Here is a 26,745-nt window from a genome sequence, read left to right on the forward strand (position 1 = left end):
AATCAGTGGGGGTTTTCCTCATCCCCCACTGATTGGTAGTTTCACCAATCGGGTCTTACAGCCTGTTAATACGGGATAAACATAGAAAAGCCGCTCTTTATATTTTATAGAGTGGCTTTTCTCTATATATAGAAACTAAAAGGATTTTATCGTTATTGTATAGAAATTATGGTAAGAGGATTTTAAATAACTTGAGTTCTTCAAGTGGAGACAAATATCGCTTTAAGTTAGCTAAAAGGTAATGTTAGCGTTAGTTATAAAGTGAATCTCCCATCAGTGGAGGGTCTTACCCCTATTGTTTAGTGATATAAAATTTTTAATAAAAGATATAATCTTTAATTTAATAGATAAAGGAGTTTTAATATGTCTAATATGGTTTCTTTACAAAAAGGTGGCAATACAGTTATTGCAGAGAGTGGTATGGTGACAGTGGAGGTGCGATGGAATTCGACATCGGTATTAGATGTTAGCTCGTTTTTAGTAGGGGCTAATGGTAAAGTGCCATCAGATGATTATATGGTGTTTTATAATCAGGAAACAGAGCCAGAGCGCAGTGTTTGCTTGACGATGAATGATGCAAACAGTGTGGTTTTTACAATTCAGCTAGAGAAGCTTTCGCCAATGATTCAAAATTGCTTTTTTACAGCGACATTAGAAGGGAATTCAACATTTGCAACAGTTCAAGGTTTAACTATTACCATAAAAAGCACGCAAGGAGAAGTTTGCTATGAAATTGATGATGCGACGGAAGAAAGAGCATTGGTGCTTGCAGAGGTGTATCGCCATCAAGATAAATTTAAATTCCGCGCAATTGGTAGGGGGTTCAATGGCGGGTTAAAGCCATTAGCTGAATCGTATGGTGTAGTGGTGGAAGAGCCTGAAGTACCTTCTGTTCCTTACAGTGAGCCTGTGCAAGAGGTGAACTTAACAAAAATTGATTTGTTGAAAAAAACTGTTGCTATTTCGTTAGAGAAGAAAAAGATTGCTTCTGAAAAAGCACGAGTAGCGGTTGTTTTTGATGCCTCTGGTTCGATGACAGGCCTTTATCAGCGCGGCACAATTCAGCGTGCCTTTGAACGAGTGCTAGCGGTTGCTGCTTGCATGGATGATAATGGTGAATTAGATGTTTGGTTCTTCGGTTCTAAGTTTATGAAGGCAAAAAGTGTAACAGAGCAAGACTTTGAGGGCTATATTCAACGCACATACCCTGTACCGAAAATGTTCGGCGGTTTAGGTGCAGGCAATAATGAATCACCTGTAATGAAGGATATTATTAAACATTACGTTAAAAAAGAGCCTAGTAGGGATATGCCTGCCTATATTATATTCTTTAGTGATGGTGGAATTTATCAGGATAAAGAGATTGCTAAAATTTTAACGGATGCCTCTAAGCACAATATTTTCTGGCAATTTGTTGGACTAGGAAATGCGAATTATGGTGTGCTTCGAAAATTAGATGATTTACCGGGTCGCTTCATTGATAATGCAGATTTCTTTGCTCTAGATGACTTAGATAAAGTATCAGATGAAGAATTGTATAATCGACTCTTTGATGAGTTTCCACAATGGTTGAAGGAAGCAAGGCAAAAAGGAATTTTACATTAAAAGCTGGAGGAACTCTTATCCAAACGCTATGAATTTTATAATAACAAGTAACTAGTAGTACAGAAGGAGCTGTTCGAAAAGGTATCACCTTTTCAGACACGCTCCTATTTCGAGTTTAACTGAGTACCTTGCGGGTGAATTGTTACTTTTGAACTAGTAATTTCAAAACATTCGCTTCAGCGCTTAAAATTCAAGGAGTGATTATTGTGAAAAGGATTATATTTCTATAGACAATACTTCATTCGTTAATTGAAAGCAATTCTCAATAACTATATAATGGCTATGATATACCTAGAGCCAAGCTAGAAATGAGGAATCAAATGCGATGAAGAGGATTTTATTTATAGAAGATGAACAGCATCTTTCACGCTTTGTTGAGATAGAACTGCGACATGAGGGGAACGAGGTGGTTTTAGCATATGACGGTGCAACAGGGCTACATCTGGCACTTGCCGAAGAGTGGGATATTATTCTGCTAGATTTGATGTTACCGAAGATAGATGGAATGGAAGTGTGTCGGCAAATTCGCGCAGTTAAAAAAACACCTGTTATTATGCTGACAGCTAGAGATAGTATTAAGGACCGAGTAGCTGGTCTCGATTGTGGTGCAGATGACTATATACCGAAGCCCTTTTCTATTGAAGAACTTAAGGCACGTATGAGAGTTATTTTTAGAAGAGAAGCTACTAAATCGACGTCATCTATGCTGCAAGTTCGAGATTTGTCTCTTAATGCGGACTTGAGAGTTGTCAGAAGAGGTAATGAAGAGATTGGACTAACCAAGCGAGAGTTTGATTTATTGGCAGCGCTTATGGAGCACGCTAATCGTGTCATGAGCCGAGAGATGCTCCTTGATATAGTATGGGGGTTTGAAACTGTAGTCGATACGAATGTAGTTGATGTATATATTCGATATTTGCGTAATAAAATTGACAAGCCAGGAGAAGATAGCTATATCCAAACCTTACGTGGTATCGGCTATATGATGAAAGTATGACAACGTATAATTTAAAGCGAAAATTTTCTGATATGCCAATTAAGTGGATGCTAACACTATGGGCGAGCTTTCTTATTTTTGTGCTGTTCATAGCCTATAATGTTGTGCAATATGTATTTGTCGAGAATTGGATGATTAATCAAGAGAAAAAGCAAGTAGAACAAAAAATGAGCGATGTTCTCAATGGCATTTTGGAAAGGGAAGCAGGGTTTACTCAAGATGAGTTACCAAAAATTCGTAGTTATTTAGATAAGCAAAATCAGAATAACCAAATGATTCGTATTATTGATCAGCATGGAAATAAGGTAATTGCTGTATCACAAGGTATCCCTGAGGAATGGGTGAATCCGATTCAGAGGACAAAAACAGAAATCACTATTACAGAGGAGTCTGGACATGCATTACTTGTCATGAGGAGCCCTATTACCATTCATGCGTTTAATGGAACAATCGAAATCATCAAAAATATAGATGCATTCAAAAAGATGGCAGATGCATTATTACGTGTCTTTATCCTTTCTGGCATAGGGATTGTTATTTTAAGTGGTCTTGCAGGTGGCTTACTTGCGCGGCAATTACTGAGACCTCTGCAATCAATGGCTGATACGATGAGGGATGTAGAAAGTAAAGGGCTACAAGAACGAATGATAGTTCCTGACAAAGAGGATGAAATTACAGCTCTAATGCGAATTTTTAATAAGATGATGGATCAAGTTGAGCTTTCTTTCCATCGACAGAGTCAATTTGTTGAGGATGCTTCACATGAATTGAGAACGCCTATTGCTATTATGGATGGACATATGTCCCTTTTGCTTCAATGGGGTAAGGATGACCCTAAAATATTAGAAGAATCCTTGAATATTTCTTATTATGAGCTAACGCGTCTAAAATCACTTGTTCAAGATTTGCTTACTCTTACCGGAATGGAGAAGGCTAGCGACGAACCTATTGAGGCTACACTACAAGCGGACTTGCGTATTCTCCAGATAATTAGTCAATTGGAGCAACTCCATCCTCAGTTTACATTTGAGACAGCTTTTTCAGGCTTTAAAAACCGTGAAGTGTTAATTGCAGAAGGACATTTGGAGCAACTAATGCTGATTTTATTGGACAATGCCATGAAATATTCTACAGCGGGCTCTCCTATCAGTGTTACAGGTTCCATACATGGAGATTATGCTGTTTTTGTTGTTAAGGATTGTGGAATAGGCATTCCTGAAAGCGATTTGCCACATATAATGGATCGCTTCTATCGAGTAGAAAAGACAAGAAATCGTAAGTTAGGTGGCACAGGCCTTGGTTTGGCAATTGCCAAACGGCTAGTTGATCGCTACAACGGCAGTATAACGTTTCAAAGCAAGGAAGGGATGGGGACAACAGTAACTATTTCATTTACAAGTCGTCTTCATACAAATAATTAGGAGGTTGAATTTAATGAAACAGAGGGGTAAGAAGTGGTTCTTGCTACTAGTTTCCATCATTTTATTTTTAACAGTTTATTTATTCTATAAAAACAACTGGGGACAGCATTCAGAAGACAAGCAACAGGTGGTTAATGTGTATACCGCACGGCACTATCAGATAGATAACGAAATTTTTCAGGAATTTACAAAACAAACAGGCATTCAAGTGAATGAAGTTAAGGGAACAGCAGAGGAGCTTATAGAACGAATGATACAGGAGGGAGAGGCATCTTCTGCTGATTTGTTTATCGCTGTAGATGGTGGTGTACTTAATTTCGCAAAGCAAAGCGAAGTACTTCAACCACTCACCTCGAAGCTTCTAATCCAGAATGTCCCTGCTGAGTGGCGTGATCCAGACAACTATTGGGTAGGAATTGCTACCCGCTCTAGGGTTATTGTGTATGCGAAAGATCGTGTAAGCCCAAGTGAGTTGTCTACCTATGAAGATTTGACAAATGAGCGATGGGAAGGAAAGGTGTTGGTTCGGTCTGCATCTAGCTTGTACAATCAGTCCTTGCTCGCCTCATTTATTGAGCTATCAGGAGAATCCGAAGCAGAGAAGTGGGCCGCAGGTATTGTGCGCAATCTTTCTCGCAATCCAGAAGGAGGAGATAAAGCTCAGGCCAAGGCGATTGCTACGAATATTGGTGACGTTGCAATTATGAATACTTATTATATTGGTCAAATGTCAGTTTCCTCTGACCCAGAGGAGAGAGAGATTGCGGAACAATTAGGCGTCTTATTTCCAAATCAACAGACAACAGGCGCTCATGTGAATATTAGTGGTGTTGGTTTGGCCAAGTATGCTCCAAATAAGGATAATGCCTTAAAACTTGCGGAGTTTTTAACAAGCCGTGAGGGGCAGACTATGCTGACTCAAGGTAGTTACGAGTTTCCAGTGAATGTTGAAGCCGATATGCCTGAGATGTTAAAGGATTGGGGAAGTTTTAAGCGACAGCCAGTTGATATTGCGAACCTCGGTTATTTCCATAAACAAGCAGCCGAAATTTTTGAGAAGGTAGGGTGGCAATAGGGTAAGGCAAAAATTTCGTTATTTATTAAATTAAATTTATTTTTCACAGCGTTTTCTCATTTTCTCCTGCTAGAATATTTTATAGACAGCTTAGATAATAATGATTCTCATTTTCAATTAATTGAAGTGAGTTTATTTTTCAAATCTAAATGAGAATGAAAATTATCGTCAGCTATAATCAAGGAGGAAAAAGAAACATGTTCAACAAATCTAATTCATTCTTATTCACACTTTTGCTTGTCGTTTTTGCTGTAGTGCTAGCAGGGTGTGGTTCTGGCAATGAGGCACAAAATAATACGGATAGTGCTAAAACAGAAGAATCTGCACAATCAACTGATTCTAAACCTGCTGAAACAGGTGGTGAAATTAATATTTATACAGCTCGCCACTATGATGTGGATCAGGAGCTATACGATATGTTCACAAAAGAAACTGGTATTAAGGTAAATGTAGTAGAAGGGAAAGCACCAGAATTAATTGAGCGTATGAAACGTGAAGGTCAGAGTACACCTGCCGATTTATTCATAACTGTAGATGGTGGTATCTTGAATTCTGCAAAAGTAGAGGAGCTTTTACAGCCGATCGAATCTGAAGTTTTAAATAAACAGGTTCCTGCTGACTTACGTGATAAGGATAATCAATGGGTTGGTTTATCTACCCGTGCTCGCGTTATCGTCTATGCGAAAGACCGTGTGAATCCAAGCGATTTATCTACTTATGAGGACTTAGCGACGGATAAGTGGAAAGGGAAAGTCGTAGTAAGATCATCGACGAACTTGTACAACCAGTCCCTACTTGCTTCATTCATAGATATTATGGGTGAGGAAGAAGCGGAAGCTTGGGCAGCTGGTCTTGCAGCAAACTTAGCACGTGAACCAGAGGGTGGCGATCGCGATCAAGCGAAAGCGATTGTATCAGGTGTAGGTGATGTTGCGCTTATGAATACTTATTATGTGGGGCAATTGGCAGCTTCCGAAGATGCAGAGGAAGTAAAAGTTGCAGAGTCAGTGGGTGTATTCTTCCCAAATCAACAAACGACTGGTACACATATCAATATTAGTGGAGCAGGTCTTGTAAAATATAGTAAAAATAAAGAAAATGCGATTCAACTGTTGGAGTTTTTGACAGCGCCAGAAGCGCAAACAAAAATTTCACATGCTAATTTTGAATTCCCTGTCAACAGTGAGGCGACGCTTCCAGAGTTGCTGAAAAGCTGGGGCTCGTTCAAACGTCAAAGCGTTGATTTTGCTAAATACGGTGAATTAAATCCAAAGACTGTAGAAATTGCAAATAAGGTTGGTTGGAAATAGCAGATGAAAATTAATCTGCTTCTGAGATCAGCTAGGAAGCATATTAACGGATGGACAATAGCAAGTGTAATTGGGGCAGTAGTTGTATTGCTGCCCATCTTTTACGTTCTTTCTGGATTGTTTCGTTCTCCCAATGAAAATTGGTCAAACGTCAAACAGTTTTTGCTTGTTGATTATATTTTAGGTTCAGCCAAGCTAGTCCTTTTTACAAGTTTTTTTGCTGGAATAATTGGAGTGCTACTTGCATGGCTCATCGTCTGTTATAAATTTCCTTTGCGTAATTTTTACAGATGGGCACTTGTGTTGCCACTTGCTATTCCGCCATATATAGCAGCCTATACTTATAGCTCGATGACGGGATATACGGGTATTATTCAATCCACATTGCGCAATCGTTTTGACATTGTCTTACCACCTGGCACAATTGAGATTATGTCGGACCGTGGAGCCATCTTTGTTTTGACATTGTTTTTATTTCCGTATATTTTCATGCTGACACGTGTCTTCTTAGAAAGTCAGAGTGCATCTTTTATTGAAAATGCAAGGCTGCTTGGACATAAGCCACTGTCGGTCCTTTTCAGGGTGATTCTGCCACTTGCTCGACCTGCAATTATAGCTGGCATCATGCTAGTTATTTTTGAGGTGCTTGGTGATTACGGGGTAGCTAATTATTTTGGCGTTCAGACCGTTTCAACAGCAATTTTTCAAACTTGGTTTGGGATGTATGATGTGCAATCTGCTATGAAATTAGCTGCGTGGCTCATGCTTGGTGTTATTAGTCTTTTCATACTTGAGCGTCTACTACGACGCAACAGAAGATATGGAAGTACAACGAGAAGGAGCAACTTGCTTAAGCCACAACCGTTAAAAGGCATTGCAGCATGGGGGGCAACCATATTTTGTACAGTAATTTTTGTGCTAGCTTTCCTTGCGCCAATTCTTCAATTGCTAGCTTGGTCAATTCGATATGGTAGTACTGTATTGCGTGCTGACTTTATTGATTTAATTGTAAATACGTTAAAAGGAGCAACTATAGGTACTGCTATCATACTTTTGATTGCCCTTCTCGCTGCTCGAGCTGCTCGAATGTTTGATTCTCCTTTTATGCAGGCTCTGACGCGACTTTTATCGGCAGGATACTCAATACCAGGAGCAATTGTGGCAATCGGGGTACTGGCGGTTTTCATTGCTTTAGATGATTGGCTTGCCCCGCTTTATCAAGTGATGGGCAAAGAGGCAGGGGCACTTGTACTCAGTTTGTCATTAGTAATGCTGATAACTGGTTACGTAATTCGCTTTATGGCAACAGGCTATAGTGCGTTAGAAGCGGGCTATGAGAAATTGCCACGAGCTTATTCAGAAGTGTCTAGGACACTAGGAAGAAGCAGTTTTGCTACTTTCCTTCGAGTAGAATTGCCATTAATCAAAGGGGCACTACTCAGCGGTTTTGTGTTAACCTTTGTAGAAATTATCAAGGAGTTACCGTTAACCCTACTGCTCAGACCATTTAACTACAACACCTTATCAACTAGAGCCTATCAATATGCAACAGATGAACGGGTATTTGATGCTGCGTTGCCATCGTTGCTGCTAATACTGATTGGACTAGTTTCTGTACTATTTATACTTAAATCGGAAAGGAAATGAACCTATGTCTTATGTAGTAATAGAGCATTTAACCTTCCGTTTCGCTGGAAGACAGCCAGCAGTGATTAATGAGCTATCATTCACGATGTCAAAAGGAGAGATTGTTGGTATTCTAGGAGCAAGCGGAAGTGGAAAGAGCACGCTTCTTAGGCTAATAGCAGGGCTTGAAATGCCGGAAAGAGGAAGTATCACTATTAATGAACAAATAATAGTAGATAATCGTATTTTTATTGAGCCTGAAAAACGAGGTGTTGGCATGGTCTTTCAGGATTATGCTTTGTTTCCAAACATGACGATTGCTGATAATATCGTATTCGGGCTTCATAAGCTCAAGAAGTCGATGCGTTGTGCACGTCTTGAGCAAATGCTAGAGCTTGTGCAAATGAAGGACTATGCAAATCGTTATCCCCATGAGCTAAGTGGCGGACAACAACAACGAATTGCACTGGCCAGAGCGCTAGCGCCCGAACCTTCTGTACTTTTGATGGATGAACCATTTAGTAGCCTAGATGCTCATTTGAAAGCAACTATTCGTAGTGAACTGAGACAGATTTTGCAAAAAGCAAATATAACATGCCTGTTTGTTTCTCATGATCAAGAAGACGTTAAGGCAATATGTGATCGTGTCATACATGTTCAGGGGGGGAGTTAGGGAAATATTGTATAGTACTACAGTCTAATATAAAGCGATAAGCCGATGAAATTTGATTTTCCATAAAATTTCATCGGCTTTAATGTATTCAAAAAGTTCATTGGTAATGATAACTATTATCAATTATAATAGCACTAAAGTTGAGTAATAGATAGATAAGGGGCACTTTAAACTGCATTAGGAGGTAATAATTTTGGATGTTATAAGTTTTTGGCAATATGCTGATATTCAGGTTGTCGATATTAATAATTGCAAATTGTCGTCCCATACTAAAATTCCTGCTTCTTTGCTTTCTACCAGTAGCTTCATTTTTATCAGACGTGGAAGTGCTCAACTCCTATTAGATGAACAAATTTTTTCAGTACACGGTGTACAATTATTTCACGTTGGACCTAACAGTTGGATTGAATGGCATACTGGAAAGGAGCCTGTAGAATACATTATTTTATCCTACGAGGCACATATAAGAAGCGACCTCGCTTCTAAAATAGATTGCCCTTTTAATTTGGTGTCCCGTATCTTCCCTTCTAACCCTGCTATTTTACATGATATTTTGGAAAAAATGCTTGAACTTATCCAAGATAAGAAATCCATAGCACGATTTCAAATGAAGGCATTATTTTATCAATGGATTGCTCAGGTGCTTGAGCAAAATCAATCATCTTCGGAACATCTAAATGCTGCTAATCCGGTTGCCCTGGTAACGATGGCTATGGAATATATGTTGGGGCATTATGCTGAACCAATAACCCTCGATTCACTAGCTATAGCAATGAATTGTAGTCCTGGTCATCTTTCTAATCGGTTCAAGCAAATTTTGAACAGAGGTCCCATCGATTGTCTGATTCATTTACGTATGAAAAGGGCTTCTACGCTTTTGATTGAAACACAAATGTCCTTACGCTCGATTGCTGCTGCTACTAGCTATCAAGATGTATATTATTTTAGTAAAGCATTCAAAAAGCATACAGGAATGGCGCCATCGGTATTTCGTAAACGAGGATATATGAGTGAAGATATTACATCTAATCATAAAATATATGACATTGTTGATTCACAATTGAGATGCTATATTGAAAATGATAATCGTTATCAATTCGGTGTTAAAAAAGGAGAATCAACAACTATGTTTAAGAAACATTTAGCTATTCCAGCAAGTTTGCTAATTGCGTTCGGATTGCTATTAGGGGCTTGTAGTAGTGCAGGTAATACTACCTCTACCAATGGGAATGCGGAAGGCTCTCAAGAATCAACAGCAAAGCAACCAGTTAATACAGAAAATAAAAGTGCGGGAACACGTGTTATTTCCACTGCAAATGGAGATATAGAGATTCCTGCAAATCCCGAACGAATTGTTACGGATTACTATGTCGGTCATTTACTGGCCCTTGGGATAAAGCCTATCGGTAGTTTGGGACTATATATGCAAAGTCCTTATCTAGAAGGAGAAACTGATGGAATAGAGGATATTGGGGATAGTCTAGAGACAATCGTTGCATTAAAGCCAGATTTGATTATTACGGGAAATAGCAAAAATGTAGAGAGTTACGCCAAAATTGCGCCTACAGTACTAATTACGCTCGATTCTAATGTCAGAGGAGAGGTTCGTCAAATAGGTCATATACTTGGCAAGGAAGAAGTTGCAGCTACTTGGGAAAAGGAATTCGACGAGCAAATTGCCGATGCAAGAAGTGAAGCGCAAGAATTAATAACAGAAGGCGAGACAGTTACCGTATTTGCTGGAGGAATCCAAAAAACAATAACAATCTATGGAAATGGCTACACAGGAAAGTCCATATATAATGAGCTTCAATTACCTATGCAAGAAAATATTGCAAAAGAAATTAACCCTGAACAACCATGGATGGAAATATCCAATGAGGTGTTACGAAATTATGCCGGAGACTATATTTTTGTAGCTGTAGATCTTAAATCAGAATCCTATGACTATGCTAGTGACTCGATTTGGGGTACGCTACCTGCTGTTCAAGAGAATAAGGTTTTTGAAATTGACGGTTACCGTTTCTGGTTCTCTGACCCTATTTCTCTTCAAGGGCAAGTCTCTGATATTGTTGACATGCTAAGTGAGAGACAAGTTGAAAATAAGTAGTAAGTTGTTGAGTAAGGAGAAACTTTACAAAAGCTAGAGTGTTTATATTCAATATCTTCCAAATAGGGTAGTTGCAAAGAATGTGTCTCAAAATAAATTTGCAGACACATTCTTTTGTATTATTCCAGCTTTTATGAAGAGAGAATTCGCTAACTTCTATAAGTTAGATATGGTCTTTAAAAATCCTTTGGCATGAATGAGGAACAAGAACCAATTTTATTGTTAACATACTCTATTAAATCTATCTTCGTCAGCTTATGCTTATTTCCGATGCTAAAAATGGATGAATTTCTTCCCAAGAAAACAGCTGTTCAATATGATGGACACCAGTAGGATATTTTGACTCATACATACTTTGAGAAATGAAGCAAGCCATCATTGCTGTAGCACTTGCTTCTTTCTTGCCACTGACTTGTATCTCCTCTATTTTGCCATCTCGGTCTCGCCCGATTACTTTGACAGCAAATTTTGGTTGACCTATGTGGATTCGAGAAAACAATAAAGTTAATAATTGAACTGGCATACAATAAATAAGTTTTGTCTTTTTTAAAAGATGTACAGCTCTTGTAATAAGATTCGAATCAAAGCATAGCTGTGTTTTTACAACAGGGATAGATAAAGTTTGCTGAAGTACATGTTGGTCAGCAAAGTTAAAATCATAAGCAGTATGCCACCCTAAGCTCTTACCAAAGTTAATTTTCTTACCCGTAATAAAACTTTTTACCAGTACTCTTTCATTGCCCTCCAGACGATAAAAATTACGTAACGTCTCATTTACTGTCCAATTAATAGCAGCCTTCCCATGTGAATCACCTAAGCCTAACATAATATAAATTGATAATTCTTCAGCACAACCTAATTTTTGTTGTACATGCTTGGCAAGAAGATTGGTCACTCCCGGAGCCAAGCCTATGCTCAAAGTGGCTGAAGCATTATGTTCTTGTGCCATACCTGTAAGTTGCTCAATCTTCTGTAAAAACATGTGAGAGGCTGATATATCAATATAATCGATTCCTTGTTGAAAACAAGCCTCCACAAATTGAGTATGTTGTTGCTCAACACATACAATTACTTGCTTAACATTTTGTAATATCGAAACATCAAATGGTTTGTGAATATCGAGCGAGATGGCTTGAATAGAGCCATTGCTTTCATTGATTAAATGCTGAGCTTTTTCAATATCTCGACCAGCTATGCATATTTTTCCGGGATAAATACGTGTTAGTTGGCGACAAATAATGCTACCAACTTGACCGTAACCCCCAACGACGAGTATTTGATCGCGTTCCATAAAAAGCTCCTTTCGATTACTTAATACAAATATAGCCTGCCAGTAAAAATGATTGGAAGTAATGGCTAACAGACGTAAAGCCACAGGCAGTTAAGAGTGAAATAAGCTCATCTTCCTGTAACAATTGATAAGCGTCTTGATAAGTTTCTGCAAATTTTGTTGCATGTTCAGACGATATTTCTTGTTGCTGCATGTAATTTTTCCAAGCTGCTAGTTGTCGTTTCATACATTGCTCAGAATCCTTCATCATTGTTGCAATAAACAACACAGCACCAGGCTTTAATGAATGATAAATTTTATTTATAAATCTTGCTTTCTCCTCAATCCCTTCAATAAAATTTAGAACTAATAAACAACTTGCTGCATCAAATTGAGCTGTAACTTCATAATCCATCCAATTGGCTAGTACAAAATCGATGGGGGTGTTTAATTGCTGGGTGCGCTCTTTTGCCCGTGCTAGCATAGGTTCAGAAAAATCTAGTGCGGTAAAGTGGCAATTCGGTAGGACAGATGAGAACGAAATTAGCTCCTGCCCTCCACCAGCTCCAATAATAAGCATTCGTTGAATAGGTGGGATGTGTATAGAAAGCAAATGACTTGTTAAATCATATAGCAAATTGTAGCCTGCAATTTTTTTAGAAATTTGTTGATCATAGGTCTTTACTTGATTGTTATGCCAATTTAAATTCATTTGTTGTAGACAACTCCTTCAATCATTCTTATTTTTGCTTTGAGCTGTATAGCTCCACGGAGAACAAGCATTTTGCCTTTCTCCGATTCTCATTTATAATTAATTGAGAATAGTTTTCATTTATAATAATAAAATTAAACAGAAAAACCTATCCCATAAATGTGGGGATTATGAAAATAGAGAGGAGAATGGAATATGTTTTTACAGCAAATACATCCATTAAAAGATTCCTATCACTTTCGAAAAAGGATTTTAGAGCTAATAAAACGTAAAATTCCGTATGAAGCTTATTGCTTTACAACTGTTGACCCTCAGACATTATTATCTACAGGCGCGTTGACGGATGAGCGTATTGAGTTGCTGCATCCGCAATTATTTGAAAATGAATATAATGGGGAAGACTTAAATCGTTATACGGAATTGCTTGAGAAGAAAATCTATTGCCAGACAATATTTGAAGCAACAAAGGGAGATATGTCACGCAGTAAAAGATTTCAGGAAATCTTAGCGCCTAATGGATTTATTGATGAGCTACGCGCGGTCTTAGTTTATAAAAATCATTGTTACGGCTTTTTGACGTTATATCGAATAGAAGAACAAGGTGTATTTTGCCAAGCTGAAATAGATGCTTTAAACCAATCCTTAGCATCTATAGCTCAACGGTTAAAGGAATCTATTTCTCACTCATTCCAAACAAGGAAATCAGTAGACGAAACGATTACTGAAACAGGCATTATCATCTTAGATCAAACATTAAATGTTATTTCAACTAACCAAATGGGTTTAAAATTTTTAGATTGGTTAAGGCAGGAAGAACAAATTGAGAGTAATCGTTTGCCAAGACCCATTCGTGCAATCTGTTCACAGGATAAGGGAGCTGACGCTTCTAAAATGGTGCTATATGCCTTTAACCATCTCTTTATGACATTAACCGTTAGTCAGCTATTCACTCCAGCTGCTCAAATCGCTTTATTAATTGAGAGAATCTCACCTAATGAGGCTAAAAAAATACTGTTATCTCTTTATCATTTAACAAGTCGAGAATATGAGCTAGTTGAGCTACTATTAGAGGGGAAATCAACAAAATGTATAGCAAATGAGCTTTCAATATCGGCTTATACCGTGCAGGATCATCTAAAATCAATCTTTCTGAAAGTAGATGTAAATAGTAGGAGAGAATTAGTTGGTAAGATTGCTGATATTTGTAGGTAGACAAAGAGAAGCGATGAAGTTATACCAAATAGAAGATTAATATCATCCGTTGTACACATTATATTTCTCGCTTGTTATTAAGGGGGGATTTGGTCGATGAGGCTTATAAGTGTTCACCATCTATATGTTTAGAAAAATTGTAGGGAAGGCAATATCCATTTACCTTCCCTACAATTGTTTACTTTCTAACAACTGGAATCCACATTTCACCATACACTAAGCCGTTCTTTTCACCCATTTCAACTGCTGTATTTGGGCCGCCAACGTAGGCAACATCTTGTGCCTCTGGTAATGCTTGACCAAAGGCAATGCCAGTAAGCAAATTGCTTAACTCCTCAGATGTAGCAGCCTCCCCTTTCACAACTAAATATTCCCCTTTAGGAAATTGGATAATTCTTGTTGCTTCTGGTAATGTTTCGTTTGTCATAACGCCAGCATAGTGCATCATTTTATTATTAACTGCTTCATTTACAGTGAAAACATAATGATTTGTTGCTATTTTCTTTAATGTGTCTAGTGTGCCATCTTCTTTGATGCCCTGCCAGAAATCTGATTTTTCCTTGTTAATGCCGACATAATCTGTGTAATCGCTTTTCAGTTCAACTCCTATACCTAAAACGATGAAGCCTTCTTTTTCTTCAATTGTGTAATTTCCCATGTCTATGACCTTCCTTTGTTGTTTTTTTCAAATGATTTGTGTTTTCATTTGATATGTTTATAATAGCTTTAAATCGTATCAAAAAATGATACTGTTTAGGAGACTATTATGAAAAAAACCGAACGAATTAATACGATGATGCGCTATATCAATAATCGCGCCCATTTTACAATCTCTGAAATCATGAGGGAATTTAATATTTCCCGTGCGACAGCTATTCGTGATATTCGGGAAATTGAAGCAATGGGGATGCCGCTTGTTGCGGAGGTTGGGAGAGCTGGTGGATATTTCGTGATGAATAATTCTATTTTACCCAATGTTCGCTTTACTGATAACGAAATTAAGGCGCTTTTTATTGCCTTTATGGCGACGAGAAATCAGCAGCTCCCTTATTTAAAAAGTCGACAATCTTTAGCTGAAAAATTATTAGGTCTTATATCTGAAACGCAGCAGGATGACCTTGTGCTTTTAAATCAAATTTTACTTTTTGAAGGAACGAATCCGCATAACCCGGATCTTCTTGAGCTATCGGATTTGCCACATCCGATGCTAGAAAAGCTAATTCAGCTCATTCTTTTGAATAATTATTTGTTGCTTATTAACAATGAAGGAAAATATCCCATTTACCTTTTGCACCTTTATCATGAAAAAGGTTTATGGTTTATCGAGGGCTTTGATTTGAAGGAAGAAAGGCAACGCATCTTTCCTGTTGACCATCTTCTAGACATAAAACCCTTCATGACTAAAAAGCAAATAAATAAGAAAAAAATCCTCAATAAGCGAGAGGAAATCAATCTTATTCTTGAATTAGGTCCAAAGGCAATTATGCAATTCAAAAAATATCATCCATTAAAATTTTCACTTTCCTTTACAAATCCTTTTCAAACCGTTGCCATATTGCAAGCTTTTATTGACGTAAATAATATAAAAGAATTAGAAGAAACCGTGAACTGGCTCCTTTTTTTAGGGAAAGATATGACAATAAAAGAAATGCCACAAGAGATTTCACAAGGCTTGCAGGAGGTGGTTTCGCTATATATATAATGACCTATTTTAAACCTCAACAAAAAAGCTGAAAAGCGAGTGTTTTCAATCTTTCGAAGAAGGAAAACACTCGCTTTTAATTATTAATATTACAAAGATAATGCATCAAGTATTTCCTTTTTAAACAATTCCTCTTTTGGTTCACTGTCCCCTTATTTACAAAATCCTTATAATGCATTTACATGTCCTTTATATGCATACTCTATGATAAAGCAGGAGTGTAGTAAAGGGAGGATTTAAATGAATGCTATTGAAGTACAGGATTTGAAGAAGGCGTATAACGCGGAAACTACAGTATTGAAAAATATGGATTTTACTGTGAAGGAAGGCGAATTTTTTGCTATCGTTGGCCCATCAGGCTGTGGCAAAAGTACGTTGCTTCGAATTATTGCTGGTTTAGAGCAAGTAACAGATGGAACATTAATGATGAATGGGCAGGAAGCGACATATAGCAGACCTGATGAACGAAATATTTCGATGGTGTTTCAAAACTATGCGCTATTTCCACATATGACAGTTGCACAAAATATTACATTTGGATTGCATGTCAAAAAAATTTCAAAAGAAGAGCAAAAGAAGCGTTGTGTGGATGCGGCAGAATTGTTAGGCTTGCAGCATTTATTAGAGCGCAAGCCGCGTGAATTATCAGGTGGTCAAAGACAGCGTGTAGCACTTGGGCGTGCTATCGCCTCTCAAGCACCTATTTGTTTAATGGATGAGCCACTATCTAACTTAGATGCAAAGCTGCGCTCGAAAATGCGCTCAGAAGTAAGGCAAATCCAACGTCGATTAGGTATGACGATGATTTACGTAACGCATGACCAAATTGAAGCAATGACAATGGCGGACCGTATGATGGTATTAAATGGTGGCGATATTCAGCAAATTGGCAATCCACTACATGTCTATAACTATCCTGAAAATAAATTTGTTGCAACATTTATTGGCTCACCGCCAATGAATATGATTGAAGGGACATTCGATAAGCAATCGCTGCAAATAACAGATGAATGGAAGCTACCAGCCTCACCAAAGGCAAACGATAAGGTTTATGTCGGTGTTCGCCCAGAGCATATTATGTCAGCCGGAAGCGATAAGCCTTCATTTATTGGGAAGGTTGAACATGTTGAAATACTTGGCACGGAAACATTAATTATGTTTTCACTAAATGGCGAGCAATGGACAGCAAAATGGGCAGGTCAATGGGGCTTTGAAGCAGGTGAAATGATTCCCTTTAAAGTTGATGTTGCACATTTACACTTGTTTGATTTTGCGACAGAAAAACGTATTGAAACAGGCGAAGTACTTGCACCGATGGAGGCGATCATATGATGGCAGCAAAGGAACAAGGAGCCTTAAAGAAGGCAAAAGCTAGAAAAGGTATTCCTAGCTTTGTCGAAGGTATGCTGTATTTATTGCCATCTATTCTACTGTTTACTGTATTTTTATTTTATCCGATGTTGAAAACGATTTATTTGAGCTTTTTTTTGACGGATGCACAAGGGAATGCGCAACTATTTGTTGGTTTAGAGCATTATAGCAATTTACTTCAATCAGATTCCTTTAGAACGAGTATGAAGGCAACCTTTTTATTCGTTTTGTATACAGTACCAGCAGGCATTATTATCGCACTATTTTTAGCTTTATTAGCGAATCAAAAACTAAAAGGAATCGGCTTTTTCCGTACAATTTTCTCCTCAACAATGGGGATGAGTGTAGCTGCTTCCTCTGTTATCTGGCTATTTATATACAATCCAGCAGTAGGTATTAGTAATCTAATGATGAAAGCGCTCGGCTTTTCGGAAATGCAATGGCTATTAAATCCTGACACGGCTTTAATTGCAGTGGCGATTTCAACAATTTGGATGAATACAGGCTTTAGCTTTATGATTTTGCTCGGTGGCTTGCACAATATTGACTCTCATTTATATGAAAGTGGAAAAATTGCAGGAGTAAGTGATTTTTATTCATTACGCAAAATTACATTGCCTTTATTGTCACCGACACTGCTATTTATTGTAACGGTTTCATTAATCAATTCGTTTCAAACGTTTGGGCAAATCGATATTTTAACAAAGGGTGGACCGATGGAATCAACGAATGTCATCGTTTACTCCATTTATAAAGATGCCTTTGTGAATTTCAATATCGGCTCAGCAAGTGCGCAGGCGGTATTATTGTTTGCCTTTATCCTTGTCGTAACAATCCTGCAATTTAAATGGGGAGAAAAGAGGGTGCACTATCAATGAGCATTTGGAAAAAGATTTTATTATATGTGCTGCTAACGCTATCGGCATTCATTATGTTTTTCCCAATTTTGTACGCATTCCTTATTAGCTTTATGCAAGGAGGAGAGGTGCTACAAGGAAAAGTTATTCCGAGCAGCTTTGAAATGACGAACTATGTGAATGCCGTTCAAAAAGTGCCGTTAATGCGCTATTTATTAAATAGTTTCGTTGTATCGACATTGATTATGCTTGGACAGGTTTTATTTTGCTGTTTAGCAGCCTTTGCCTTTACGTTTATTCAATTTAAAGGAAGAAACTTATTGTTTATGGTCTTTATTTCAACAATGATGATTCCTTGGGAGGCGACGATGGTTCCAAACTTCCAAACGATTCGTGCATTAGGCTGGACAGACACATATCTTGGCTTATCTGTGCCATTTTTTGCGATGGCATTTGGGACATTTTTATTGCGACAGCAGTTTAAAACAATACCAATCGAAATGTATGAGGCAACGCAAGTAGCAGGTGTTAGTAGATTGCAATTTTTACTGAAGGTCGTCTTGCCAGTTTCAAAAACAAGCTTAGTAACATTAGCAATCTACTGTTTTTTAACAGCTTGGAATATGTATTTATGGCCATTGCTTGTGACAAACGATGCGAAAATGCGCACAGTGCAAATCGGCTTAAAGCAAATGCAAGCGCAAGAGCTAGCAACTGAATGGGGTGTCGTCATGGCAGGCGTCGTCATGGTCATTTTGCCAACATTGATTCTCCTATTCTTAGGGCAAAAACGATTGCAAGAAGGTCTAACAAGAGGCGCTGTAAAGTAGAAGGTACTCATTAAAGTGAGATAAAATAATAAGGAGTGTTTAACAAAATGAAGAAATCGAAACTGTTTTTATTTATGGTGTTCGCAGTATTTGCGCTAGTATTAGCAGCGTGTGGTGACAAAGAGAAAGAGACAGGCGAGAAAAATACAGAGGCACCAAAAGTTGAGGGCAAAACAGAAGTGGTATTTTGGCATGCGATGAGCGGTCAATTAGAAGAAGCTGTGAATGCACTAGTAACAAATTTCAACGCATCACAGGATGAAATTGCAGTAAAAGCTATTTTCCAAGGAACATACGAGGAAGCTATTACAAAGTTTAATACAGTTGCAGGAACGAAGGATGCGCCAACGATTATGCAAACATTTGAAGTTGGAACAAAATATATGATTGATACAGGGAAAATCCAGCCTGTTCAAAAGTTTATCGACGCTGAAAGTTATGATACGAGCAAATGGGAAAAAAATATTACCAATTACTATGCGGTAGATGGCGTACAATATTCAATGCCATTTAACTCATCGACACCGATTCTTATGTACAATAAAGATGCATTTAAAGAAGCGGGCTTAGATCCAGAAAACCCACCGAAAACATATGAGGAATTGAAAGCGGCGGCAAAAGCATTAACAACAGGCGATCAATATGGTTTTTCTATTTTAAATTACGGTTGGTTTATTGAGGAATTAATTGCTGCACAAGGTGGTTTATTTGTAAACGAAGAAAACGGACGTCAAGGTAATGCGACAGAGGCTATCTTCAATGGCCCAGAAGGTCAAAATGTATTTAATTTAATTAGCGACATGTATAATGAGGGAACATTCTATAATACAGGGCAAAACTGGGATGATATGCGCGCAGCATTCCAATCAGGCAAAATTGCAATGTATCTTGATTCATCAGCAGGTGTTCGCGGCATTGTTGAGCAATCTCCATTTGAAGTAGGCGCAGGCTATTTACCTGTTCCAGAAGGCACTGAATGGCAAGGTGTTATTATCGGTGGTGCGTCATTATGGATGGCAAACGGTATTGCAGAAGAGCAACAAAAAGCGGCTTGGGAGTTTATGAAATACTTAACATCAGCCGAAGTACAGGCACAGTGGCATGTTAACACAGGCTATTTCGCAATTAATACAGATGCCTATAATCAAGATGTTGTAAAATCTGAGTGGGAAAAATACCCGCAATTAAAAGTAACGGTAGATCAATTGGGTGCAACAAAGCCGACAGTTGCAACACAGGGAGCGTTAATTTCTGTTTTCCCAGAGGCAAGACAAAAAGTAGTAAATGCGATGGAAAGCCTATATCAAGGGGCAAATCCTGAAGAAGCGCTGAACAAAGCGGTGCAAGAAACAAATCAAGCACTTGATTTAGCAAATCGAAAAAAGTAAAAGGAGCGTTCAATATGAATAAACCAGCAATCTTTGCACATCGAGGGGCGAGTGGTCAATTTCCAGAAAACACGATGCGTGCTTTTGAGGAAGCGTTGCAGAGCGGTGTCAACGGCATTGAGCTTGATGTGCAATTGACAAAAGATGGAGAGGTCATCATTATTCATGATGAAAAAATTGACCGCACAACGAATGGTCAAGGCTTTGTGAAGAACTTTACTTTAGCGGAGCTAGAGACATTTGATGCGGGAGGCTGGTTTTCTTCAAAATTTGAAGGAGAACGCTTAGTAACACTCGACAAGGTGTTAGCTTGGATGCAAAAGGAAGGCAATCATTTACGCTTAAATATCGAGTTGAAAAATGACCAAATTCAGTATGTAGGACTTGAGGACAAGGTGCTAGCCTTAATTAACAAATATGATTTGCAGGAGCGCATTATTATTTCTTCCTTCAATCCATTCAGTCTACAGCGTGTACGCATGCAAAATGCTAATATCGAGATTGGCTACTTGATTTTTGGTATGCCAGACAATGCGCTATGGATTGCTAAGGAAATTGGCGCAAATGCCATTCATTGTGAGGCACCATACGCCTTGTCAGCATATGGTGAGGCTGCTAAAAAAGCAGGTTACCCGCTGCGCATTTATACAGTCAATGCGGAGGATGAATACAAGCAACTGGTGAAGGTAGGCGTAGAAGTCGTTATGACGGACTTCCCAGAGCGTTTCAACTAGATAAACCGCAGGAGACCATTTGGTTTCCTGCGGTTTGTTTTTGGTGATAAGATGGTTTATATTTAAGCACCATGAATTGTTCATAAAACTTGTAGGGAAGATAGCATCCTTACAGGTTTTTTTACACAGCAACTATAGGTTGCACCTTGATGCACCTAGAACTAGCTTTACTTTTAACGCTACTTTTTGAATACTAAAATGGTAAGGAAGGGCGATGAAACATCATGATTTTTAGTGAACGTTTAAAGCAGGAACGAGAGAAAAAAGGCTGGTCACAGGCAGAGCTTGCAGAAAAAATTCATGTTAGCAGACAGTCTGTTTCAAAATGGGAGACGGGCAAAAATTATCCGAGCATTGAAGTTATTATTGAGTTAAGTGATTTATTTGGCATCACTATTGACGAATTATTAAGGAGTGACGAGGAATTGAAAGAAAAAGTAATTCAAGATAGCAAACAGCTAGCATATCCAAAATGGAAAGGTTTTTTTGATAGTATCTTTTTATTAGGAGTATTTTTATTAGTTGCCAAGCTAGTGATTATAGGGTCTAATTATTTCTTTGATACAAATATCTTGATTTTAGAAGGAGTACCTAAATTTATTATGAACTTCTTACCGCTTATTTTAATGGTTGTAGGTGGGGTAGGAAGCGATCAATTGAAAAACAAATATCAATAATCGCTAAAAGCTGTGGAAACATACTTTTCACAGCTTTTTTATCGACCATAACCGCAAGAATAAGGACGAAATGACGAGTGGTTTTTTGTTAAAATAACTATTATAGAAGGCGGTGGATAATATGAAACTCAACCTTACATTTGAGGAAATGTGGGAGAAAATTATAGCATGTGACCGTAAATATGATGGATTATTTTTTACAGCCGTAAAAACAACGAAAATATATTGCCGTCCTTCCTGTAAATCAAGGAAGCCAAAAAAGGTGAATGTAGCATTTTATGATGATATGGAGGCCGTAGAGGCAGCGGGATTTCGTCCTTGTAAAAGATGTCAGCCTGAAGTTGAGCATTCGCCACATGACGAAATGGTTAGGAGAGTTATTGCCTTTTTAGTGAATCATTATAAGCAAAATATAACATTGAAAAATATTGCAGAGCACATAGGCTTAAGCCCCTATTATTTGGAGCGTTTATTTAAACAGGAAACTGCTGAAACACCTCGCACATATTTGGATAAAATACGGATTGATAAGGCGACATACCTTTTAAAAAGCACAAAATTAACGAATTTAGAAATTTGCTATGAGGTAGGCTTTCATAGTCCCTCTAACTTCTATAAAGTGTTTCGTAACTTAAAAAATTGCTCACCTAGTGAATATAGAAGGGGGCTCCACAATGCGGTGGAATAATTATGAGGCTTATATCGAAATCGTGCCACCTAAAGAGTTTAGCTTTGATGAATGTTTGATTTACTTAAATCGCTCTGATCTAGAAGTGCTTCATCGAATAAAGGGTGATGCGATATATAAAGTTATACATGGTGTTTTATGTAGCGTTATATGGGCTAATCATTGCATAAAGGTGGAGTTTCTTATTGAGAATCCGACCATTACCCAGCGTGAAAAAGTAGCACAATATATTTGGGAATGGTTTGATTTAGCACAAAACCTAGAGGCTTTTTATCAACTTGCAATACAAGATGCAGTGTTGCAGCCACTTGTTGAGAAATATTACGGCTTGAGAGTTGTTGGTGTTCCGGATTTATTTGAGGCACTCGTCTGGGCAATTAGTGGACAGCAAATTAATTTGACATTTGCCTACACATTGAAAAAGCGCTTGATTGAACAGTTTGGGGAATGTGTTCTTTTTGAAGAAGAGTCATTTTGGCAATTTCCCAAGGTGGAAAAAATCGCAGTGTTATGTGTAGAGGACTTAAAACAGCTTCAATTCACAACAAGAAAGGCAGAATATATCATTCATATTGCGCAGGAAATAATGAATGGTAAGCTTTCAAAAGCGCAGTTGTTAAAAATGCAAAATGTAGAGAAGGCTTTAACAGAAATACGAGGCATTGGAGCATGGACAGCAAATTATGTGATGATGCGTTGCTTGCATCAAAGAACTGCTTTTCCAATAACAGATGTTGGTTTGCATAACGCTTTAAAGGAATTATTAAATCTTGAGAGTAAACCAACAATCAATGAAATAGAAGCATACGCAGTTAATTGGCAAGGCTGGCAGGCATACGCAACCTTTTATCTTTGGAGGTCACTATATGGAGAAAAAATATAAATTGTACTATGAATCACCGCTCGGCACGATTGAAATAATGGGAACAGAGAAAGCGATTGTTTCAATACTGTTTGTGGAACAAGAAAATACACTACAGGTTGAAGTGCCCCAGATTTTAACAGATTGCTATAACCAGCTTAATGAATATTTTAAAGGGATTCGCCAAGAATTTACATTCTCCTATCAATTTGAAGGGACTGACTTTCAAAAGACAGTTTGGCAGGCTTTAACTGAAATTCCTTATGCTGAAACGGTATCTTATAAGGATATTGCTCTAACTATTGCGAATGAAAAAGCAGTTAGGGCAGTTGGTAGTGCAAATGGAAAAAATAAGCTAAGCATTGTTGTACCATGCCATCGAATTATCGGCTCTAATGGAAAATTAACGGGCTATGCTGGTGGTTTATGGAGAAAAGAATGGCTGTTGCAGCATGAGAAATCGATGAAAGAAGGCAAGTTTTAAAAGGACTTGTCTTTTTTCTTTTGCTGTAATATTTGTAATTCCTTTATACCAATCCAGCGTTGTGATAATTTCGAGATTAGGCTTGCTAACAGAGCAAAGGGAGGCAACCGAATTTACTGATGTACCAGTAGAATATGTTTATTATGTAGTGAAGGTAAATTTAATCCGAAATAGGCTTTAACAAGGGCGTAGGCTGCCGAAATTATAGTGTTACTGAGGGCACCACATCCTTTGAAGATATGTCTGAAAATGCTTAGTATGCACCGTATGTAAGTACACTAGCACAGCAAGGCAGTTCAGTCCAAATGACAATATGACCAGAGCATAACTAGCTGAGTATTGCAAAAAATAGAATAGTGACAAAGGGCATGCAGAAAGCTATAATACAACTTTCTGCATGCCCTTTAATTTATTCTTCGTTACTTTTATTTGCAAAGATTTGCAATAGTTCACGTGCTTCATCAGTTGAGTTCACATTCATCAGCTCGTTTCTTAAATGGCTTGCGCCTTTAAAGCCACGCACATAGATTTTAAAGAATCGTTGCAACGCTCTAAATGAGCGCGTCTCGAACTCCTTTGAATAATGGTCATACAAATCGAGGTGTAGGCTGAGTAAACGCAAGTATTCTTCAGCGCTATGTTCCTGCGGCTCCTTTTCAAAAGCATATGGATTCGTAAAGACACCTCGCCCAATCATCACACCGTCAATACCATATTGCTCGGCTAACTTAAGCCCTGTTGCGCGGTCAGGAATATCTCCATTAATCGTCAGCAATGTGTCAGGAGCTATTTCATCGCGTAATTTTTTGATATCTGCAATAAGTTCCCAATGCGCAGGTACCTTACTCATTTCTTTGCGTGTACGAAGGTGGATTGACAGGTTGGCAATCCCTTGTTTTAGTAGGTGTGTCAGCCATTCACGCCATTCGTTTAACTCTGTAAAACCGAGCCTTGTTTTAACGCTCACAGGCAATCCACCCGCTTTGGCTGCTTGAATAATGTCGGCTGCCAGTTCAGGGTGAAGGATTAGACCAGCCCCTTTTCCTCTTTCTGCGACGTTGTCGACAGGGCAGCCCATATTAATATCGATGCCTTTAAAGCCACGCTCTTTCATACCGATACTCATTTGTCGGAAATGCTCAGGGTTATCTCCCCAAATATGTGCAACGATTGGCTGTTCGTCCTCTGTAAAAGCTAAACGACCGCGTAAGCTATCAACGCCCTCTGGATGACAATAACTTGCTGAGTTCGTGAACTCGGTAAAAAATACATCTGGACGCCCTGCTTCAGCAATTACATGGCGGAATACAACATCTGTTACTTCTTCCATCGGTGCTAATATAAAAAATGGCTTTGGTAAATCAAGCCAAAAATTGTCTTGCTTCATGAATAAATAGCCTCTCTTTCAAAACTGTGTCTTGCAAAAAGATAACATATTTATCGGCTATTGAAAATAAAAGAGGGCTGCTGGAATCATCCAGCAACCCTAAATTAACGTGCAGAAATACCGCCATCAATGACGAATTCAGAGCCCGTAGAGTAGCTAGATTCATCAGATGCTAAGAACAGTACGATTTTGGCTAGTTCTTCAGGCTGTACAATACGTTGTAATGGATTTTGATTAAAATAATTATATGGAAATACCCCTTTACCCTCTAATTTTTCTTAAATATAGCATTATAAATACTATAAACTAAACTTTTATATGTTGAGTTAGGCAAATGCTTTACATGCTGCTTACTGTAGACAATATCCTCAAAGGCTTGTTCTTCATTACCTATATGATAATAGCAATGGGCACATATTGCCAAAATCTCATAGCCAGCCGCTCGTTCAAGAGGATGAACAACATATGAGGGGATATCGTATTTTTCTACATGCTGTAGTGCCTCCGCATAAAGGCCCTTTTTCCACAATATATAGGCAAGCTCCTGATTGTATAAAATACTTAGTGACATATCCTGTTGCTGTGAAATTTCCTGCATAATTACTTCACATTCATTATAGCTTTGCTTCTGAAAGAAAGCTTTGAATCAGTGTATAAAAAATGTTATGGTTGTTTAAGAGTGATTTTATTGGAAGAAATTAGCGATAGATTATCACTGGGAGGTATAAAATTGAAAAAAAGTTTGATATTTTAATGTTATTTCAAATAATTTTTGTAATTCTTGTTATGGCAATTAGTATTTATGGTATGTTCACAAAAAATAACCAATCAATCCCTTTTTTATTGATTTTTATGGCTTTAATTATTTTTATATTGGGGTCGAGAGAATATAAAAGAACTCATAGTTTAATTGGAGGAATCTTTTATTTGAGCAGTGTATTATTTATTTTATTCGTTGCGATTAAAGTAGTCTAATTAATTAAATCATGTATTAGTATATTTTATTTTTTTCATAGTAACGTAATACACTAACAGGTTGTAGATTATTCAGCGGAACAAAGTTTTTTCCGTGAGCGAGGGAGATAAGGAAAAAGAGATTACTGCGATTCAAACAGCGAAATACGCTGTGAAAGATTCAGATTATCTGACATCGAAAGCGTATGATTTCCTATGGCGGTTTGTTGAAGGAAGTGCATAGACAGTTGAATTTAGATGATGTTGACCACGATGATTTGATTCAACTAGAAGATGAGGAGTCAGATATGGAAGAAAAGGCATATTCGATTGTGGCCCAATGGAATTGAGAACTTCAGAATTATTCTATTCGTTATGGAAATCAATAAAAGTTGATGATTGGAGAGAATGCCGTAATGGAGAAGGAGAATAATACACTTTCAGGATTTCACATCAGAAGTAAAAAGGGAGTGTTGTTGAAACTATATTTTAAAAAATATACGTAGCATATCCCTAAATATTTACGACTCAACCAGGTGATATTGTAGCTGTTGGAAAAGCAGGGGCCCCTTTTTTAGTAGCAGAAGCTTTTCGAGAAGAAGTAGAAGACACGGGAAAACGATATAAAAGAGTCGTAACAATTTTTGAAAGAATACCTGTAAAAAATAAGTGAAGAGAGATTGAGAGTAGAAAAAGTTAGGTTTTTCCACTCTACTATTTTTTTATATTTTGTTTCCCTCTTACTTAATTTTTAAAAAACTATTGTTTATTTCTCACTACATAAATTATATATGTCTATA

The 26,745-nt window shown here is 37.8% G+C and carries 26 protein-coding genes and 1 pseudogene; 21 read left to right on the forward strand and 6 right to left on the reverse strand.

Annotation, left to right across the window (positions count from 1 at the left end; all coding sequences use genetic code 11):
* Positions 1-363: 363 nt before the first annotated feature.
* The 8 genes from C9J34_RS06855 (at position 364) to C9J34_RS06890 (ending at position 10,817) form a co-directional block, all read left to right on the forward strand.
* Complete coding sequence (locus C9J34_RS06855) at positions 364-1,605, forward strand: vWA domain-containing protein (protein WP_107839116.1); 1,242 nt, start codon at positions 364-366, stop codon at positions 1,603-1,605.
* Positions 1,606-1,930: 325 nt separating this feature from the next.
* The gene (locus C9J34_RS06860; protein WP_107839117.1) at positions 1,931-2,602 is read left to right on the forward strand and encodes a response regulator transcription factor; all 672 of its coding nucleotides are present in this window, start codon (positions 1,931-1,933) and stop codon (positions 2,600-2,602) included.
* Entirely contained in the window at positions 2,599-4,023 is a 1,425-nt protein-coding gene (locus tag C9J34_RS06865; protein ID WP_107839118.1) for a HAMP domain-containing sensor histidine kinase, read from the forward strand. Before C9J34_RS06860 ends, C9J34_RS06865 begins: the two co-directional genes overlap by 4 nt.
* A 13-nt stretch (positions 4,024-4,036) precedes the next feature.
* Complete coding sequence (locus tag C9J34_RS06870) at positions 4,037-5,098, forward strand: Fe(3+) ABC transporter substrate-binding protein (RefSeq protein ID WP_107839119.1); 1,062 nt, start codon at positions 4,037-4,039, stop codon at positions 5,096-5,098.
* Between the two features lie 197 nt (positions 5,099-5,295).
* Positions 5,296-6,408 carry a Fe(3+) ABC transporter substrate-binding protein gene (locus C9J34_RS06875; RefSeq protein ID WP_107839120.1) on the forward strand — a complete coding sequence of 371 codons (1,113 nt, stop codon included), beginning with the start codon at positions 5,296-5,298 and terminating at the stop codon, positions 6,406-6,408.
* 3 nt (positions 6,409-6,411) lie between these two features.
* Positions 6,412-8,055, forward strand: a complete 1,644-nt coding sequence (locus C9J34_RS06880) for an ABC transporter permease (protein WP_107839121.1) — start codon at positions 6,412-6,414, stop codon at positions 8,053-8,055.
* 4 nt (positions 8,056-8,059) lie between these two features.
* Positions 8,060-8,707 carry an ABC transporter ATP-binding protein gene (locus C9J34_RS06885; RefSeq protein ID WP_107839122.1) on the forward strand — a complete coding sequence of 216 codons (648 nt, stop codon included), beginning with the start codon at positions 8,060-8,062 and terminating at the stop codon, positions 8,705-8,707.
* A 193-nt stretch (positions 8,708-8,900) separates the two neighbouring features.
* Positions 8,901-10,817 carry an AraC family transcriptional regulator gene (locus tag C9J34_RS06890; RefSeq protein ID WP_107839123.1) on the forward strand — a complete coding sequence of 639 codons (1,917 nt, stop codon included), beginning with the start codon at positions 8,901-8,903 and terminating at the stop codon, positions 10,815-10,817.
* Positions 10,818-11,067: 250 nt separating this feature from the next.
* On the opposite strand, the gene C9J34_RS06895 is transcribed toward C9J34_RS06890, so the two are convergent.
* Positions 11,068-12,108: a saccharopine dehydrogenase family protein gene (locus C9J34_RS06895; protein ID WP_107839124.1), complete on the reverse strand. Its 1,041-nt coding sequence runs from the start codon at positions 12,106-12,108 to the stop codon at positions 11,068-11,070.
* 16 nt (positions 12,109-12,124) lie between these two features.
* Positions 12,125-12,799 carry a class I SAM-dependent methyltransferase gene (locus C9J34_RS06900; protein ID WP_107839125.1) on the reverse strand — a complete coding sequence of 225 codons (675 nt, stop codon included), beginning with the start codon at positions 12,797-12,799 and terminating at the stop codon, positions 12,125-12,127.
* A gap of 195 nt (positions 12,800-12,994) precedes the next feature.
* On the opposite strand from C9J34_RS06900, the gene C9J34_RS06905 reads away from it, so the two are divergent.
* A complete protein-coding gene (locus C9J34_RS06905; RefSeq protein ID WP_107839126.1) occupies positions 12,995-14,011 on the forward strand; it encodes a helix-turn-helix transcriptional regulator in 1,017 nt (338 codons plus the stop codon).
* A gap of 178 nt (positions 14,012-14,189) precedes the next feature.
* Here the strand turns inward: C9J34_RS06905 and C9J34_RS06910 are convergent, their stop codons facing one another.
* A complete protein-coding gene (locus C9J34_RS06910) occupies positions 14,190-14,669 on the reverse strand; it encodes a GyrI-like domain-containing protein (RefSeq protein ID WP_107839127.1) in 480 nt (159 codons plus the stop codon).
* A gap of 108 nt (positions 14,670-14,777) precedes the next feature.
* Between C9J34_RS06910 and C9J34_RS06915 the strand changes: the two genes are divergently transcribed.
* From C9J34_RS06915 to C9J34_RS06960, 10 genes are all read left to right on the forward strand, one after another.
* Entirely contained in the window at positions 14,778-15,713 is a 936-nt protein-coding gene (locus tag C9J34_RS06915; RefSeq protein ID WP_107839128.1) for a helix-turn-helix transcriptional regulator, read from the forward strand.
* Positions 15,714-15,953: 240 nt separating this feature from the next.
* Positions 15,954-17,045, forward strand: a complete 1,092-nt coding sequence (locus C9J34_RS06920) for an ABC transporter ATP-binding protein (protein WP_107839129.1) — start codon at positions 15,954-15,956, stop codon at positions 17,043-17,045.
* A 71-nt stretch (positions 17,046-17,116) separates the two neighbouring features.
* On the forward strand, positions 17,117-17,962 hold the full coding sequence (locus C9J34_RS06925; RefSeq protein WP_411830023.1) for a carbohydrate ABC transporter permease: 846 nt from the start codon (positions 17,117-17,119) through the stop codon (positions 17,960-17,962).
* Entirely contained in the window at positions 17,959-18,771 is an 813-nt protein-coding gene (locus C9J34_RS06930) for a carbohydrate ABC transporter permease (RefSeq protein WP_107839131.1), read from the forward strand. The genes C9J34_RS06925 and C9J34_RS06930 overlap by 4 nt, the downstream gene beginning before the upstream one ends.
* 47 nt (positions 18,772-18,818) lie before the next feature.
* Positions 18,819-20,159, forward strand: a complete 1,341-nt coding sequence (locus C9J34_RS06935) for an ABC transporter substrate-binding protein (RefSeq protein WP_107839132.1) — start codon at positions 18,819-18,821, stop codon at positions 20,157-20,159.
* Between the two features lie 14 nt (positions 20,160-20,173).
* Entirely contained in the window at positions 20,174-20,893 is a 720-nt protein-coding gene (locus C9J34_RS06940; protein ID WP_107839133.1) for a glycerophosphodiester phosphodiesterase, read from the forward strand.
* Between the two features lie 224 nt (positions 20,894-21,117).
* Positions 21,118-21,570, forward strand: a complete 453-nt coding sequence (locus C9J34_RS06945) for a helix-turn-helix domain-containing protein (RefSeq protein ID WP_107839134.1) — start codon at positions 21,118-21,120, stop codon at positions 21,568-21,570.
* A gap of 121 nt (positions 21,571-21,691) precedes the next feature.
* Positions 21,692-22,258, forward strand: coding sequence for a bifunctional transcriptional activator/DNA repair enzyme AdaA (locus C9J34_RS06950; protein WP_107839135.1), 567 nt, complete (start codon positions 21,692-21,694; stop codon positions 22,256-22,258).
* Positions 22,245-23,141 (forward strand): DNA-3-methyladenine glycosylase family protein, encoded by an 897-nt coding sequence (locus tag C9J34_RS06955; protein WP_107839136.1) that lies wholly within the window; start codon positions 22,245-22,247, stop codon positions 23,139-23,141. The genes C9J34_RS06950 and C9J34_RS06955 overlap by 14 nt, the downstream gene beginning before the upstream one ends.
* Positions 23,125-23,604: a methylated-DNA--[protein]-cysteine S-methyltransferase gene (locus C9J34_RS06960; protein ID WP_107839137.1), complete on the forward strand. Its 480-nt coding sequence runs from the start codon at positions 23,125-23,127 to the stop codon at positions 23,602-23,604. Before C9J34_RS06955 ends, C9J34_RS06960 begins: the two co-directional genes overlap by 17 nt.
* Before the next feature lie 409 nt (positions 23,605-24,013).
* Here the strand turns inward: C9J34_RS06960 and C9J34_RS06965 are convergent, their stop codons facing one another.
* From C9J34_RS06965 to C9J34_RS06975, 3 genes and pseudogenes are all read right to left on the reverse strand, one after another.
* A complete protein-coding gene (locus C9J34_RS06965) occupies positions 24,014-24,991 on the reverse strand; it encodes a tRNA dihydrouridine synthase (protein ID WP_107839138.1) in 978 nt (325 codons plus the stop codon).
* A 104-nt stretch (positions 24,992-25,095) separates the two neighbouring features.
* A pseudogene (locus C9J34_RS06970) lies at positions 25,096-25,218 on the reverse strand (SDR family oxidoreductase); the annotation flags it as partial.
* Positions 25,219-25,259: 41 nt separating this feature from the next.
* A complete protein-coding gene (locus C9J34_RS06975; protein WP_107839139.1) occupies positions 25,260-25,589 on the reverse strand; it encodes a hypothetical protein in 330 nt (109 codons plus the stop codon).
* 604 nt (positions 25,590-26,193) lie between these two features.
* On the opposite strand from C9J34_RS06975, the gene C9J34_RS22325 reads away from it, so the two are divergent.
* Both C9J34_RS22325 and C9J34_RS22330 read left to right on the forward strand, forming a co-directional pair.
* On the forward strand, positions 26,194-26,295 hold the full coding sequence (locus tag C9J34_RS22325) for a replication domain protein (RefSeq protein ID WP_238600589.1): 102 nt from the start codon (positions 26,194-26,196) through the stop codon (positions 26,293-26,295).
* A 191-nt stretch (positions 26,296-26,486) separates the two neighbouring features.
* Positions 26,487-26,618 (forward strand): DUF5839 family protein, encoded by a 132-nt coding sequence (locus C9J34_RS22330; protein ID WP_238600590.1) that lies wholly within the window; start codon positions 26,487-26,489, stop codon positions 26,616-26,618.
* Positions 26,619-26,745: the final 127 nt, after the last annotated feature.

The sequence above is a fragment of the Metasolibacillus meyeri genome, assembly GCF_003049505.1.
In the GTDB taxonomy this organism is placed as follows: domain Bacteria; phylum Bacillota; class Bacilli; order Bacillales_A; family Planococcaceae; genus Metasolibacillus; species Metasolibacillus meyeri.

Bases quoted from the DNA above. Each gene is read 5' to 3' on its own strand.
- C9J34_RS06855 (WP_107839116.1), top strand. From the start codon at position 364: ATGTCTAATATGGTTTCTTTACAAAAAGGTGGCAATACAGTTATTGCA.
- C9J34_RS06885 (WP_107839122.1), top strand. From the start codon at position 8,060: ATGTCTTATGTAGTAATAGAGCATTTAACCTTCCGTTTCGCTGGAAGA.
- C9J34_RS06945 (WP_107839134.1), top strand. From the start codon at position 21,118: ATGATTTTTAGTGAACGTTTAAAGCAGGAACGAGAGAAAAAAGGCTGG.
- C9J34_RS06915 (WP_107839128.1), top strand. From the start codon at position 14,778: ATGAAAAAAACCGAACGAATTAATACGATGATGCGCTATATCAATAAT.
- C9J34_RS06865 (WP_107839118.1), top strand. From the start codon at position 2,599: ATGACAACGTATAATTTAAAGCGAAAATTTTCTGATATGCCAATTAAG.
- C9J34_RS06905 (WP_107839126.1), top strand. From the start codon at position 12,995: ATGTTTTTACAGCAAATACATCCATTAAAAGATTCCTATCACTTTCGA.
- C9J34_RS06920 (WP_107839129.1), top strand. From the start codon at position 15,954: ATGAATGCTATTGAAGTACAGGATTTGAAGAAGGCGTATAACGCGGAA.
- C9J34_RS06925 (WP_411830023.1), top strand. From the start codon at position 17,117: ATGCTGTATTTATTGCCATCTATTCTACTGTTTACTGTATTTTTATTT.
- C9J34_RS06870 (WP_107839119.1), top strand. From the start codon at position 4,037: ATGAAACAGAGGGGTAAGAAGTGGTTCTTGCTACTAGTTTCCATCATT.
- C9J34_RS06975 (WP_107839139.1), bottom strand. From the start codon at position 25,589: ATGCAGGAAATTTCACAGCAACAGGATATGTCACTAAGTATTTTATAC.
- C9J34_RS06960 (WP_107839137.1), top strand. From the start codon at position 23,125: ATGGAGAAAAAATATAAATTGTACTATGAATCACCGCTCGGCACGATT.
- C9J34_RS06965 (WP_107839138.1), bottom strand. From the start codon at position 24,991: ATGAAGCAAGACAATTTTTGGCTTGATTTACCAAAGCCATTTTTTATA.
- C9J34_RS06895 (WP_107839124.1), bottom strand. From the start codon at position 12,108: ATGGAACGCGATCAAATACTCGTCGTTGGGGGTTACGGTCAAGTTGGT.
- C9J34_RS06910 (WP_107839127.1), bottom strand. From the start codon at position 14,669: ATGGGAAATTACACAATTGAAGAAAAAGAAGGCTTCATCGTTTTAGGT.
- C9J34_RS06930 (WP_107839131.1), top strand. From the start codon at position 17,959: ATGAGCATTTGGAAAAAGATTTTATTATATGTGCTGCTAACGCTATCG.
- C9J34_RS06880 (WP_107839121.1), top strand. From the start codon at position 6,412: ATGAAAATTAATCTGCTTCTGAGATCAGCTAGGAAGCATATTAACGGA.
- C9J34_RS06860 (WP_107839117.1), top strand. From the start codon at position 1,931: ATGAAGAGGATTTTATTTATAGAAGATGAACAGCATCTTTCACGCTTT.
- C9J34_RS06875 (WP_107839120.1), top strand. From the start codon at position 5,296: ATGTTCAACAAATCTAATTCATTCTTATTCACACTTTTGCTTGTCGTT.
- C9J34_RS06950 (WP_107839135.1), top strand. From the start codon at position 21,692: ATGAAACTCAACCTTACATTTGAGGAAATGTGGGAGAAAATTATAGCA.
- C9J34_RS06955 (WP_107839136.1), top strand. From the start codon at position 22,245: ATGCGGTGGAATAATTATGAGGCTTATATCGAAATCGTGCCACCTAAA.
- C9J34_RS06940 (WP_107839133.1), top strand. From the start codon at position 20,174: ATGAATAAACCAGCAATCTTTGCACATCGAGGGGCGAGTGGTCAATTT.
- C9J34_RS06935 (WP_107839132.1), top strand. From the start codon at position 18,819: ATGAAGAAATCGAAACTGTTTTTATTTATGGTGTTCGCAGTATTTGCG.
- C9J34_RS06900 (WP_107839125.1), bottom strand. From the start codon at position 12,799: ATGAATTTAAATTGGCATAACAATCAAGTAAAGACCTATGATCAACAA.